Below are 13,718 nucleotides of genomic sequence, written 5' to 3' on the forward strand. Positions count from 1 at the left end.
TTGGATTACGCAGCGGAATCTGTAAGATCTTGAATTATTTTCATAAAATATTTCCATACTTCGTCGATCCAGGTTGCAAGGTTGTCATTTACAGCCCCAATAATTAAGCCAATAATAACAATAACCCCCACCGTTACGGCAATCTGCTTGACCCCAATGTCCCCGGTCTCATCCTCCCAAAACGCACGGATTCCTTTCTTTGGACTCGCTTGTTTTTCCACCTGTTTCATCGTGACAACCTCCCCTTAACTCCTTATTTTTAGATGTTTATTGAAACATTTGAATGGAATCCATGATCGTAAATAGATAGTAGATGCCGATATACAGCGCGAGAATCCCGATCAGCACGAACTGAATCCGGCCGTTGGTCCGCTCCCGCCGCTCCAGCTCCTCCTCCAAAAAACGAATCCGGAAGCTGTCGATTTCGTTTTTGAGATACACCATCTGCGAAATGTTGTCATACCCCTTTAGCCGGGTTTCCATCAAATCGCAAAACTTGATGATATAGTGAATCGGCACCCGCCGCTTTAGCTGCTTCAGCGCGAATTCCTCGCCGTATTCGATATTGTCCAGCATCACCCCAAGCTCCTCGGCCATGTCGGCGTTGGCGTTCGGCAGGTAATCGCGGATCACGTCGGCCAAATAGATGTTGATCGACTTCGAATACTGGTAGTACACCATGCTGTAAAACCCCGGGAAATCGCGGGCGATGTTGCGGTTTTTGCGCTCGATTTTTTTCTCCATCTCCGACACCGGGTACAGCCAGCCCAAAATGATAAAGATCGCCGCCACGCAGCCGAGCAGCCGGTTGGCGCTCAGGACGACCGCGGTCACCAGCACCGCGCCGCCGGTATACAAAATCTGCTCGAGCCGCAGTTCCTCCGGGGTCATCGTCAGATCGAGCCTGTCCAGCATTTTTTTAAACCGCAGCCGCTCCGCGCCGCCAAGCAGGGGCCTGACGTATTTTACCGCGGCGTTTTTCTTCCATGTCCGCAGCTTCTCCCGGAACCGGGCGTGTTTGCGCTCCTTCAAATACTTGCGGTTGCGCTTCTTCTGCTTGGCCTGCACCGGCTTGAAAATCGGGTAAGCGAACACCTTGACCAGGTAAATGATCGACACCAGCGCGGCCAGCTTCGCCAAAAGCGTCATTTCAGCTCACCGCCAATCCCCAGATCCCCCTGCAAAGTCTGCGTCCGGGCAAAGCTGAGGCAGATGATGCTGATCATCACCGTATTGATGACCTTTCCGTAGCTGGCGTAGAGCATAAATTCGCGAAAGTCTTTGACGGACAAGGCATATATGAAAAACAACACGATAATCGCGGTTTTCAGCAGAAAATCGCGGTTCATCTTGCGGAAAATCCGGTCTTTACGCGCGTTGATTTCCCGCAGCACCGCGTTTTCGTCCACGATGTCGAGGAAGATGTCGGCCATCCCTTTGCGCTCGTTGTATTCGAACACGATGGCTTTTTTCGTGAAGTTGTCGAATTTCGGACCAAGCTGCCGGTTCAGCACGGTGATCGCCTGCTTAAAGGAATAGCCGTTGTTTTCACAGTTGTCGATAAACTGCTGAAAATAAGGACGGATGCTCGGGCGGATGTATTCGTCGCTTTCCATCACTTTTTTGATCGCCACCAGCACCCCTTCCCGGGCGAGCGGGCAGATGATGTCCTCGGCATCCATGATGCTCTCCAGCTTCTCCGCCTTGATCGCCTTCGACTGCATGGTGAAATACGTGAGCAGGCCAACGAATATGGCGATCGTAATCACGACCGACAAGGTGACGTTCTCCATAAAAAGAATGATCACCAGCACCATGACGGCAAACGCGATGCACAAAAGGGAGGTGAAGCTTTCGAGCGTCAGCGGCAAGTTGAAGTCGAGAATAAGCCCTTCCACCAGCCGGTTGTATTTGGCGTAGATGTTCTCCTTCCGCTTCACGATCCGCTCTTTTTTGATCCGCTCCACATAACGTTTGGTGTTGTACCTGCCGAGGTATTCCGCCAGCGTATCCAGCATCCCGAGGAAAAAACGCCCCGTGCCTTCAAAAAAACGCACCTCAAACACGGCGTTGAATACGATGAAAGCGGCGATGCCCAGCAGCAGGCTAATGGCTGAAATCGTATCCATTGGGCGCATACTCCTCTATTTCGTCGTCTTCCGGCGGCCGGGTCAAAAACGCGAAACGGCTGCGCTTGATCCCGGCTTTGATCATCGTCTGCTGCACCTTTTCCGACAGCTGTCCCACGCGCTTGTGCTTGCCGACGATTTTCAGCACCCGGTGCGTGCCCTCTTCTTCCAGCACGTCCTCGGAAATAAATTTGTAGATCGGGTTCACGATCGGCTCCAGCCCTTCGGAACCCAGCACCTCCGAGATCGAGGTCACCTTCCGGGTGCCGTCGGCCAGCTTTTCCTGAAAAATAATAAACTTGACCGCGCTGCAGATGTTCCGCAAAGCCAGCTCCGCCGGCTCGTTGGAGGCCATCAGGTAGGCGGTCAGGAAGCGGTAAATCGCTTCCCGGTCCCCTTCCGCGTGCAGCGTCGTGAAGAAGAAGTGCCCCGTCTGCGCCGCCCGCAGCGCGGTGGCGAATTCCCCCGGCGTCCGCAGCTCGCCCGGGCCGATCCAGTGCGGCGACTGGCGCATCGCATTGATCAGCAGGTTCTCCATCGTCGCCGGGCTGGCATCGTCCTCGTCGGGAACGGATTCGTACTGCAGCACGTCGTTGATGACCCGGCCGTGCTCGCCGCCGCCTTCCCGGCGCAGCAGGCGCATTTCGGAAGGATTTTCGATCGTAATGATCCGCGACAGCGGGTTGATCTCCTTGACCAGAATCTCGTTCAGGGTCGTCTTCCCGCTCCCCGTTGGGCCGACGGTAATCCAGGACAAATCGGCCTTCGGCAGCAGGGACAGCAGCTTGAACATATTGACCGAAAACGACTCGTTTTTGATCATCGTTTCCGGGGTGATGCTCTTCTTGCTGAATTTCCGGATCACCACAGCCGGCATGTCGTACGGCGAAATGTCCGCATGGGTGGCATTCACCCGGTACCCTTCGATCGTCCGGGCGTTGACCATCGGCACCTTCGGAGTCAGCCGGACCTTGGAGACGCCAAGCAGCTTGGAAATGATCCGCTCCAGATGCTCGCGGTCGATAAAGTGCGGCTCCCAGGGCAGCGTTTTTCCGCCGGTTTCGACAAAAATCTGCTCCGGTCCGTTGATGCGGATCTCGTCGATCGCCGGATCTTCCATCGCCTTCGTGATCGGGCCGTAATGGGTGATCTCGTCGGTCAGCGCGTGCTTCAGCGCGGCAAGCTCGTAATACCCTTCCACGACCGGCTTTTGCGAATCGACGAACTCGTTGATGAAGGCTTTGGTCATTTCCCGCTTGCGGGCCGGGTCGGTTTCCCGCCGGAAGGCGTGGGTGGCGACCTTCGTGATGTATTTCTGGCAAAGCTCCAGCGCCTCTTCGAATTGAATGGTCGTATATTTGTTTTTCAATTCTTCCAAATCTTCTTTTTTGCCGCCGCTCTGCTGCGACACTTTTTGCTGCATTTCGCTGACTTTGGCGCGCGTAAGCATCCTTCCACCCCCTTACTGCTTGCCCAGAATATCCGCGAGCCGCTTCAATTCCTTCATGAAATACTTGTTCACCAGGGCGCTGTCCCTGACGTACAGCTTGCCTTCGAGGGACGCGGCATAAGCGGCTTTCACCAGCGGCATCGCCGCGGCGATGTTAAAGCCGTATTCGCGCAGGCCCTTGTAATCGTATTTGAGATCCTGCATGTTCATCAGGATGACACTTGTGAATTTGGCGGTGCTGATCCCGACCGAAGCCGCGAAATCGAGCAGCCTGACCATGTTGCTCAAGGCCTCAACCCGTTCGGACGCGGTGAAAAAGCCGATATGCGAGCTTTTCATCGCTCCAAGGCACAGCTCGAGCGGCGGATTGTTCGGGATGTCGAGCAGAATAATGTCGAACATCCCTTTCAAGGTGCCGATCACCCGCTCCAAATGCTCGAATTCGAAATCGAGATACTCCTCGATCAGATCATGGGGACTGGGCGCCAGCAGATACAGCCGCTCATATTTCGTGCTTGTCATTTCCTCGCGAAAATCGATCTTGTCGCTTTTTAAGACCCGCAGCAATCCTCTCCCCTGCTTGGGCGGCTCCACGTCCAGGTAATGAAACAGGTTCGGCTGAAAAGCCTTTAAGTCGACGATGCACGTATTCAGCCCCTTCTGCGCCAGCAAATACCCCAAATTGCTGATCAGGATCGCGTTGTCGGCGAGATCGCAGGCCGGAATGAAGCCGATGACGCTGTAGATGAGCTTGCTCTCCTGGAGCTCCGCCCCGCCAAGGTAGTCCTTCGGCGAAATTTTTTGCAAAATCCGGTCAAGCTTTAGTTCTTCTCTTTGATCCATGACTCCACCTCATTTTGCAGCGTCGGCAGCTGATCCAGGATCACGTCGCTGTTTTTGCGGCTTAGGATCGTGATGAGGTATTTCTTCCCGTCATAGCCGTTATATTTGGCAAAGTTGTCGATCTGCTCCTTGGAGCCCTCTAGCAAAAGCGCCCGCGGCTGGATGCTTTTCATGAAGTCCTCGCTTTTCATCACTTCCTGCCGTTTGTCCTCGCTTAGCTTGAGCACCTCTTTATACACTTCATAAATCGAGTGGCTGTTCGCATTGAGCATATCCTTCACCGTGATTTGATCGAATAATACCTCCGTCTTGATCGCCGTGCTCGTTCCCCCAAAATTGGGATTGCCGGAGGATGTGCTTTCCTCCTTCTCATAGGAGACGCGGATTCTGACGGTGTCCCCCGGCATCAGGATGTCGCCGCCGGCTTCCAGGAAGTTGTAGGGCAGGGTCAACACTTCGTGCTTCTCATCGAGCTGGTACAGCCATTCGTTTTTGAGCGGTTTTTCTTCCCGCAGCTGGTCTTTATACAAAATGCCGCCGTCCCGCAAGTAATACTCCGCGTATTTGCCCGCCACCGCCTCCAGATCCGCCGCCAGTACCATATCCTCGGTATATTCCTTGCGGATGAGGGCGTATTTGCGGACCATCTTCTCGGTGATCACCTGATCGGCCGGAATGCCGCCGTCGTGATCGACGCGAAGGATTTCCACCGTGTCCTTGGCCGCCTCGTTGGCGTTGTTGAGCACGATGAACGAGACGATGATCACGGTAACGCTGACGGCCAGGGCCATGATTTTTTTGAAAATTTTGCGGTTCGGCGAAACGCTTTTGATCGTCGTTAAATCCATCGAGTGTTACGCACCTTCCATCAGTCTTAGAAGCATATGGCCGAAAGCTTGCTCATACTCCGGCGCGAGATTCGTCAAGGCGATCTCCGTCTCGATCTGGGAGTCGAAGCCGTTATTGTACGGGACATGTCCCGCGAGGTTCATTTCGTAACGAAAACACTCGCTAAGTCCGCCGGCCAGCACTTCGCCCACCCGCTCCGGCGCAAACAAAGCGTCCTGGAACCGCGAGCGGTCGTTGTATTTGGTCACGATCACCTTCGACTTGGCGTTGAGGTAGGCCGCCTTCTCCGCGTCCAGCACGACCTCGACGTTGCGGATCGTGCTGAGCACCGCGTGCAGGTTGTTCGGGACGCACAATCCAAAAATATCGATGTGAATCATCGTTTCCCGGAACTCCCGGAACAAGTCAAGCGGCATATCAAGCAAGACCAGGTTAAACTTCGTCCTTAGCAAAGAAAGCAGGCCCACCAGCTTGTCGCTGGTGTAGAACTGGCCCATCAGCCTATGGTCCTGGAACGAGTAGCCGAGCGCAGTCAGCCACAAATTGTCCTTGATGCTGCAGGCCGTCGTCATGTAATCCTGGGGCCGGGCGAGCGTGCGGATCAGGGAGGCGCTCATTTCGTCGTATTTATTGCTTTGTTCATGGAACCTGCCGAAGTACATGTTCATGCTCCGGTACTCCGCGTCCATGTCGATGATCATCGTGCTCAGCCCGCGTTTGCTGGCTTCATGCGCCAGATTCACCACGGTGCTGGTCAGCCCGCTGCCGCGGTGTCCGGTAACGGCCACAACCCGGCTCATGCCCCGGCTGATCCCCGCCATCCGTTTCGTCAGAGGATCGGTGGCCTCGGGCTGCGCTTCGTCTTTTTCGGCTTTGGCGCGGAAGCGGCTGAAGAAGGATCTTTTCTTCTCCGGCTTCGCCTCCTCCACAGGCGTGTCCACGGGAGCGCGCTGTGGTTTGGGGGACCGTCCGTGTCGCCCCGCGGCCAGCTCACCCAGCACGGAACGGATCAGGCCGAGCGGGATTCGCGGTTCGTCGCAAACGACGATCCGCAGGCCGGCGTACTTCTGCAGGAGCGGCTCCAGTTGCTGGGACCTGAGCGGGTTTCTGGTGAGTAAAAAGACCGGGACCTCCGCCCCCCGGCGGTCGCTGAACCAGTTCAAGGCCGCGTTAAAATGGCCCAGATCCGGTTCCTGACTCCCTGAAAACGCCTCGTCGGTCAACAGCACGCCATCCACTGCCGGGTTGTTCTCCTGAAGATAGCCGGGCAAATCCTGCAGTGTCAGCGCATCGGCCTGGACAGCTTCAAGCCTGTCCGGCAAATAGCCCGACACGATTCGATAAAATCCGCCGGAAACGATGAGAATTACCATAGATTAGTAATATTTTCCTCCCTTGTTTGTCGCTATTTTAGCAACAGCATGGTTTACATACAATACCTAATATGGTCCCCTCAGCCTTTTTATGGACTTTCTTCCTATAAAAAAGAGTCTGAAGGCATTAAAGGAAAGCCGCGGGCGGACATGCCGGCCTCCCTTCCTTTGTCCCATTTCCGTCAGTCGTTCAAATCGTCAAACATGGACCCTACGACCGTGACCTCGATGTTATCGAGCACATCGACGCCCTGCAAAGTGCCGAGCTTTTTGTAGGTATGGCCGCCTCCGGAGAGCGGCGCGTCGTCGATCCAAGCTTTGACGTAATACTTGCCGTTTTGCATGTTGGCGTGAGTATAGACCGGGATATTGTCCGGGTTGATTTCGATCGTGACGGTCGTTGTTTCGGTAATTTCGTACATCTTTGGTTGTTTGTCAGCAACGTACTCCCGATACTGGTAGTTGTCCTTGCTGCCTTGCGTATTCGACTCTTTGTAACCTTCGAGCACCCGTTTCCAGTATTGATGCGTTTTGCTTTCGTCCTGATCCTGGGAGTAATAGATTGGCTCAACCACTTTTCTATAACGCGACTCGTCGTCTTCCCGGTCCAGCACGTTCAGCAGCACTTTGCCATCCACGCCTTTGGGCTGCTCGGCCGTCAGAATTCCGGCTTCCGCTCTGAACCCTCCGCCCTTGGAGGCCAATGGCTCGTTTGCGATATTGACCGCGTCCTTCTTGCTGTTGATATAAATCAAGTTCGTTTCGTAACGGAACGAATCGATCAACGCTTTGACCAGGTCCTTGTGATCCTGCGTATCGTTATCCGACTGTTTGTACATGACGGTTTTAACCGTAAACGTGTACTTTCCAGCCGGGTTGAAATAGTACCCGGATTTGATCGGATACGCATATTTTTGCAGCTGCCGGTCGGTGGCGAATACCGCCTTGTCGTACAGCGATTTTCTGTTCGTTTTATTGCCGGCCGCTTCCCGGGCCTTCTGGTATTCCTGCGCCATCGTGCTTTCGCTTTTCCAGGCGATGTCCCCGCTGGCCTGCTGGGTGAACGTGCGCCGGAACCGGCCGGGGACGGCCGTCCAGTCGTACGGTTGACCGTTCTCGTCGAGGTGCTTCATCCAGCGGATGACGTCATACTCATAGGGTTCGTTTTCCCAGAACATCTTTTTGGTTTTGGAGTCCGAAGTATTGTTCTCGATCTCGTTCTTGTACGTATGTTTTCCAAGTTCTTTAGTCCCGTTGTAGACGTAGACGTCGTAGACTTCCCTGTCCTCCCCGGAATCGAAGTCGGCGTGGGCCGTTTCCCTTCTGACCTCGGTACGGCATACGCCATTACTGCAGACTTCAACCTTATATTCATAGTCCCTTTTGACGGAACCTTCATAGGACACCGTCCCGCTTCTGCGGATCGGCACTTTAGGATTGCTGTGAGGCGACCACTTGCGGTTTACCGGATCGTCCCCGAAATCCTCGCGTTTAATGGTGGCGTGAACAATCGGATTTCGCGAAATCCATGCACTCGGTTCGTCGACCAATGGATTACCTTCGACTTCAAAATCGCGAAATAAATCCTTCGTATCGTTGTTCACCTTAAGTTCACCCGTCGCATTACTAACCCAGTAAGCGTCCGGCCGCGGCAGCGTCAAGGCGGCGGCAATCGGATTCCCATTGTTTAATGGAAACTTCACCTTGGTGGACAGCACGTCGTAATTCAGCGGTGTCGGCTTCAATAGTTTTATTGCCAGCGGGTTGGAATCGAGCACATTGTTGCCCAGGATCGTTTCTTTGGGCATTTTCCCGTCTTCATTGACCTTAAACTGAATGCGGACGTCGCTGTCCGGCATCGTAAAGGTGGCGTAAAGAACAACACCCGTTCGATTCTTGATTTCGAAAGCGCCGGATTCCTGATTGGCATGACCGGAAAACGACAGGTTGTCGTCCTGTGCGGTCAGCTTTGTTCCGTTTTTCTGCGTCAAAGTCCACGAATAGTTGGTCGTTACCGGATCGGCGAAGGTAGAATTCACCCTTACCGCCACCTGGACTTGTTCGCCCTTAGCCGCTTCATGCGGCAATTTTTCAAACGATGCCGACAAATCGGACTCCAACAAAGCGTAAGGGGCGATCGGGATGTCCAAATACGTCACGCCGATATTGCTGTTGTCCATATAGACGGTACCAAACCCCCAAGAAAACATGGTCGGGGGCTGCAAGACATGGACATAATCGATCCAGTTGCCGCCCTTACTCGGTTTGGCGCCCTCTTTATATACATCAACTTTTGCATAATCAGAGTCTTGATTGTCGTACATAAATTCGGAGTAGGGTATCCCCGCGTACTCCGTATTTAGTCCTTGAATGATCAGTTGTTCAAAAGTTCCGTCGCTAAGATATTTGTTGGCAGGGTCTTTGTATTTGTCAAAGCGATTTGGCCGAATCCCATACTTTTCCGTAACCCTCGTTTTATTCCAAGGTTCAGGAATTAAATTATAATCCTGAATTTGGGTCCCGCTCCAACCAGCATCCCAAGGAAAATCGTCGGAAGAAACGGATTGCCCGTTTACGCTAAACCCGCTGTACCGGACGACCAGTCTGCCTTTATGGACCAATTCGTCTCCATGGTTCGAGCCGTAAACCATTTGAAACGTGTTGTTTTTTCGCGCTTCTCTTTTAGTCTGTACCGGCGGCGGATTCAATCTTTTTTCGATCAAATCCTTCCGTAGCTTGAGCGTCTGCCCGTCCTTAGGTATACTCTCGGGAAAGTAATTGTCGAGGCCATAGTACTCCTTCATATCCCGATTAATTCTTTGAATCGCTTCCTCGACCGTCGTCGGCCGCGTATTCTCCGCCGCTTCCGGGTTATCCGCAGCTTGGGCAGGCGGAAAGGGAAACGTTGCCGTCAGAAGTATTAAAACTAATATCAAACCAAACCATTTCACGCTGTTTTTCATATTCGATACCCGCTTTTTATTCAACTATATAATTCTTGGTTTCGTAGACTTGTACCGCAATCGGATCGGAGGTATTCGACCCGACCGAAATGACGTAATTGCTGTCTTTGAACACCTTACCCTCAAGTTCTTCTCTCCAATTGGTTTTCTTTTGAATGTGCTGCATAATGGCTTCAACGGTTTTTTTATCCACCTTCTGCAAGAGAATTTCTTCTACTTCCTTGACCTGCATTTTATAATCGGCCCCCCTCATCTCCGGGAACGATATTAATAATGACAATACAGGAGTTTCCGGCTCATTTGTTCCCTTATCTATAAAAAGTTGAGATCCCGTATTATGCTTCACGATAAAGCCGTGCATGTTTTCTTCCACGACCTTGTTGCCGCCCGGCTCCTTCTCTTGCTTCGGATCAAACGCGGTATCGCTGATGTACGCCGTACGCACCGCGCCGTCCCACTTGGTATAGGCGCCCAGCCCTTCGCTGACAAAGCGGATCGGCACGAACGTTCGGCCATTGATCCGGCGCGCAGACGTGTCCATCTGTTTTGCTTCCCCGTTAACGTTATACAGCGTCTGGCCGATCACCAAAGTAATTTCGTTGTTTTTCAGCCGGATCGTCACCGTTTTGCTCTCCGGAGCCCACTTTACATCGGCCCCTAACGCTTCGCTGACAAAACGGACCGGGACCTGCACCCGCTGCGCCTTATCCATAAACGGCTTCGCATCCGGAAAGTCGAGAGGCTTCCCCTGATATTCCACGCGAAGCGGCAATTCTACCGCTGCCGAAGCCGCGCCCGGCACCCATGCCAGCGCAGAAATAAAACATGCCAATACCCCTATCGTTTTTTTCATATTGCTGAATTTCATTTTGCTAAACCCTCCTAAAGCTTAAAATACGTGTTTAACCGCGTTAAATTTATTTCTTGCATCCTAAGGGGCATGACTATAATACCAACATATTCCAGCTACCTGGGCTACCAAAATTATACACGGCAAAAAATACCTCCGGTGAGGGCTGGAAGTCTTGATTTATTGGTGCCTTTGCGCTAGTTCTGGAGAAATTAGCTAAGTCCTAAGACTTAAAAATGCGAATATTTATGCAAAATGAAATATATTGGAATGTCCCTAAAAAATAAAAGCCGCCCCAAAGGCAGCTTCGCATAAAACAAACTGCTTTCGGGACGGCCCGGAATAGTTTATTAAATTTTGGCGCAGGGATCGCGCTTACTCCGCAATAACCTCCTGATTTTTCAATACATTGATTTTATAATTCATGCCCCATTCATACATGGACTCCAAGATCGGCATCAGGCTTTGGCCGTGTTCGGTGAGCGTATACTCCACTTTGGGCGGAACCACGGGATACACCTCGCGATGGACGATGAGATCCTCCTCCAGCTCCCGCAACTGATTGACGAGCATGCGCTGGGTAATTCCGGGAATGAGGGAACGGAGCTCGTTGAACCGTTTGGTCCCCTCCTTGCCAAGATGCCACATGATGAGCATTTTCCACTTCCCGCCAATGATATGCAGGGTCAGCTCTTTTTCGCAGTTAAACGTTCTTTCATCAAATCTTCCCACGTTATCTCACCTCCAATCCCATCCTACCACAAAAAGGGGAGCACAGTATACTTTAGGGCAATAGGTGCTAATCAAGTACATATAGTCATTTTCAAGTAACTATATGTTTTTAAAGTGCGTACTTACATCGTTTGCAGTTCGCGGTTATGATGGGCTTACGTTCACCACATTCTAAATCATCGGGAGTGATAATAATGGAATTGCAGTTGGCGCTTGATCTTGTCAACATCCCTGAAGCCAAACAAATCGTGGCCGAGGTGCAGGAGCATATCGATATCGTGGAAATCGGAACCCCTGTGGTTATCAACGAAGGTCTCCGCGCGGTCAAAGAAATTAAGCAACAGTTCCCGTCATTAAAAGTGCTGGCCGATTTGAAAGTGATGGATGCCGGCGCATACGAAGTCATGAAAGCCGCGGAAGCCGGCGCGGATATCGTAACCGTTCTGGGGGCGACGGACGACGCTACGATTCGGGGCGCTGTGGAAGAGGCCAAAAAACATAATACGAAAATATTGGTGGATATGATCAATGTAAAAGATATCGAAACCCGGGCCCGGGAAATCGACGCATTGGGCGTAGACTACATCTGCGTTCATACCGGTTACGATTTGCAGGCGGAAGGCCAAAGTCCGTTTGAGCAATTGCGGATCATCAAGAACGTCGTGAAAAATTCCAAAACGGCGGTGGCCGGCGGAATCAAGCTGGACACCCTGCCCGACGTAGTCAAGGCCAATCCCGATCTTGTCATCGTTGGCGGAGGAATTACCGGACAGGCCGACAAAAAGGCCGTAGCCGCAGAAATGCAAAGATTGGTCGCTCAAGGGTAACGCGCGGATGGATACGGTGCAATACGCCGCAAAAATTATCGAAGAGCTGCAGCATTCCGTCTCTTTTATTCAGGAAGCCGAAGCCGATCGGTTGGTAGACCGGCTGCTCCAGGCCGATAAAGTGTTTGTGGCCGGGGCGGGCCGTTCCGGGTTTATGGCGAAATCGTTTGCCATGCGGCTGATGCAAATGGGCCTTGACGCTTACGTCGTCGGTGAAACGGTGACCCCCAGCATCGGCAAGGACGACGTGCTCGTCATCGGTTCCGGCTCCGGAGAGACGAAAGCGCTGGTCAGCATGGCGCAAAAAGCGAAAACGCTGGATGCCGGGGTAGCGCTCGTCACCATCTCCCCCGAATCCGCCATCGGGAAACTAGCAGACGTGATCGTACGCCTGCCGGGTTCTCCGAAGGATAAGGAGCAAAGCCGTTACAATACGATTCAGCCCATGGCCTCCTTGTTCGAACAAACGCTGTTGATTTTTTATGACGCGGTCATTCTAAAATGCATGGAACGCAAAGGAATCACGGGCAGCGAGATGTACGGCAGGCACGCAAACTTGGAATAGCGCGTAGACCTCGAATAACACTAAACCTGGAATAACGCCGCAAAGCAGGCCGGACCTATGGACGGCCTGCTTTTTTTGAACCGGAGTTTTCTTACTCATGACTAAAGTCGCATTTTTGTGATAACTCGTTATCAAACTTTCTCCCCTCATCTATCAAAGCGGTTATATGTATCCCATCCATTAGTCCCTGTCTATACATGATCGAATAAACCTTTGAAATTCTTTCATTTTGCAGTTCCTCGTATTGATACAACTTGGATTGCTTGTCCTTAGGCAAACATTGAAGCATTTCATTGAATAACAATTGCAATCTCTTCGATTTACCACGATACTCATCTTGGATCGACACGCCATTCCCAATTTCATCAGTCCGCAGCTCTATCAGCTCATTCAAATAGCTTCTTATCGTTTCCATGGACCATCACACTCCATCCCCAAGTGATGCCCATATTATATCAACGTGAATAAATTTTTTATACGATCACATTGACATCAAAGTGATGTCACCATACCCACATTGCGCTTAGAACAAGGGATTGTTGAAAAAATTATATTTATAGCCGATAAAAATAAACGCTCAATCGTAATAAAAAACCTGTTCGACTTACTGGCAAAAATGCGCTTGATCAGCTTTACCTACTACGACGATTAATTGTATTTTGCACAACTAACTTCATACCCAACTGCCCAATCACTCGTTTTAATTGCATTTCATACAATTACATTCCCGTTTCTTTCCCCTTCCTCAAAAAAGAGCGGAGTAATTGTAGGATTTGCACTTAATCAAGTGCTATGGAGTATTTCCGGATAAATAATTGTACATTTTGCAACTACTGCAACGATTAAATCGAGATAACTCGCCGGCTTAACCCGTTTATGTATACAGACACACATAGCGACGGACCCAGGAGTACAAGAGTATCGGCCTTCTGAATTAGCTTCTATCATTTTCGAGAATTTGGAATAAATGTGGACGAGGTGCATCGGTGGGTGGACGCGGTGGAGCTAACCCGAAGGGGGGTGGGGCCGTGTCCATTCTTGAATTGTGCTTGAAACTGTTGGACGGGGTGTCGAGGCTGGTCGGGGTTCTGACCGGAATTAGCACGTTGCTTACCGCCCGCAAACAGGCGCGAGAAA

Annotated in this window: 13 protein-coding genes; 2 read left to right on the top strand and 11 right to left on the bottom strand. The window is 51.7% G+C overall.

What is annotated here, in order from left to right; genetic code table 11:
* Window positions 1–5: 5 nt before the first annotated feature.
* The 10 genes from NYE74_RS00800 to NYE74_RS00845 form a co-directional block, all read right to left on the bottom strand.
* Window positions 6–230 (bottom strand): hypothetical protein, encoded by a 225-nt coding sequence (locus tag NYE74_RS00800; protein ID WP_213509995.1) that lies wholly within the window; start codon window positions 228–230, stop codon window positions 6–8.
* A 37-nt stretch (window positions 231–267) separates the two neighbouring features.
* Window positions 268–1,149: a hypothetical protein gene (locus tag NYE74_RS00805; protein ID WP_036626779.1), complete on the bottom strand. Its 882-nt coding sequence runs from the start codon at window positions 1,147–1,149 to the stop codon at window positions 268–270.
* A complete protein-coding gene (locus NYE74_RS00810) occupies window positions 1,146–2,129 on the bottom strand; it encodes a hypothetical protein (protein WP_036626782.1) in 984 nt (327 codons plus the stop codon). Before NYE74_RS00810 ends, NYE74_RS00805 begins: the two co-directional genes overlap by 4 nt.
* Window positions 2,107–3,579 carry a CpaF family protein gene (locus NYE74_RS00815; RefSeq protein ID WP_036626784.1) on the bottom strand — a complete coding sequence of 491 codons (1,473 nt, stop codon included), beginning with the start codon at window positions 3,577–3,579 and terminating at the stop codon, window positions 2,107–2,109. Before NYE74_RS00815 ends, NYE74_RS00810 begins: the two co-directional genes overlap by 23 nt.
* Before the next feature lie 12 nt (window positions 3,580–3,591).
* Entirely contained in the window at window positions 3,592–4,422 is an 831-nt protein-coding gene (locus NYE74_RS00820) for a hypothetical protein (RefSeq protein WP_316560397.1), read from the bottom strand.
* On the bottom strand, window positions 4,401–5,270 hold the full coding sequence (locus NYE74_RS00825; RefSeq protein WP_036626788.1) for a hypothetical protein: 870 nt from the start codon (window positions 5,268–5,270) through the stop codon (window positions 4,401–4,403). The genes NYE74_RS00820 and NYE74_RS00825 overlap by 22 nt, the downstream gene beginning before the upstream one ends.
* Before the next feature lie 6 nt (window positions 5,271–5,276).
* Window positions 5,277–6,644 carry a hypothetical protein gene (locus NYE74_RS00830; RefSeq protein WP_316560396.1) on the bottom strand — a complete coding sequence of 456 codons (1,368 nt, stop codon included), beginning with the start codon at window positions 6,642–6,644 and terminating at the stop codon, window positions 5,277–5,279.
* 182 nt (window positions 6,645–6,826) lie between these two features.
* Window positions 6,827–9,607 (bottom strand): Athe_2463 domain-containing protein, encoded by a 2,781-nt coding sequence (locus NYE74_RS00835; protein ID WP_316560395.1) that lies wholly within the window; start codon window positions 9,605–9,607, stop codon window positions 6,827–6,829.
* Window positions 9,608–9,623: 16 nt separating this feature from the next.
* Window positions 9,624–10,475: a copper amine oxidase N-terminal domain-containing protein gene (locus tag NYE74_RS00840; RefSeq protein WP_051985768.1), complete on the bottom strand. Its 852-nt coding sequence runs from the start codon at window positions 10,473–10,475 to the stop codon at window positions 9,624–9,626.
* A 357-nt stretch (window positions 10,476–10,832) separates the two neighbouring features.
* Complete coding sequence (locus tag NYE74_RS00845) at window positions 10,833–11,189, bottom strand: winged helix-turn-helix transcriptional regulator (protein ID WP_068786320.1); 357 nt, start codon at window positions 11,187–11,189, stop codon at window positions 10,833–10,835.
* Between the two features lie 194 nt (window positions 11,190–11,383).
* Between NYE74_RS00845 and hxlA the strand changes: the two genes are divergently transcribed.
* The gene (hxlA, locus tag NYE74_RS00850) at window positions 11,384–12,016 is read left to right on the top strand and encodes a 3-hexulose-6-phosphate synthase (RefSeq protein WP_316560394.1); all 633 of its coding nucleotides are present in this window, start codon (window positions 11,384–11,386) and stop codon (window positions 12,014–12,016) included.
* A gap of 7 nt (window positions 12,017–12,023) precedes the next feature.
* Entirely contained in the window at window positions 12,024–12,581 is a 558-nt protein-coding gene (gene hxlB, locus NYE74_RS00855; RefSeq protein ID WP_316560393.1) for a 6-phospho-3-hexuloisomerase, read from the top strand.
* Window positions 12,582–12,672: 91 nt separating this feature from the next.
* On the opposite strand, the gene NYE74_RS00860 is transcribed toward hxlB, so the two are convergent.
* A complete protein-coding gene (locus tag NYE74_RS00860) occupies window positions 12,673–12,996 on the bottom strand; it encodes a hypothetical protein (protein WP_036626800.1) in 324 nt (107 codons plus the stop codon).
* Between the last annotated feature and the right edge of the window lie 722 nt (window positions 12,997–13,718).

Origin of the sequence: Paenibacillus sp. FSL P4-0127, from assembly GCF_038007325.1 — a bacterium.
GTDB lineage: Bacteria > Bacillota > Bacilli > Paenibacillales > Paenibacillaceae > Fontibacillus > Fontibacillus macerans.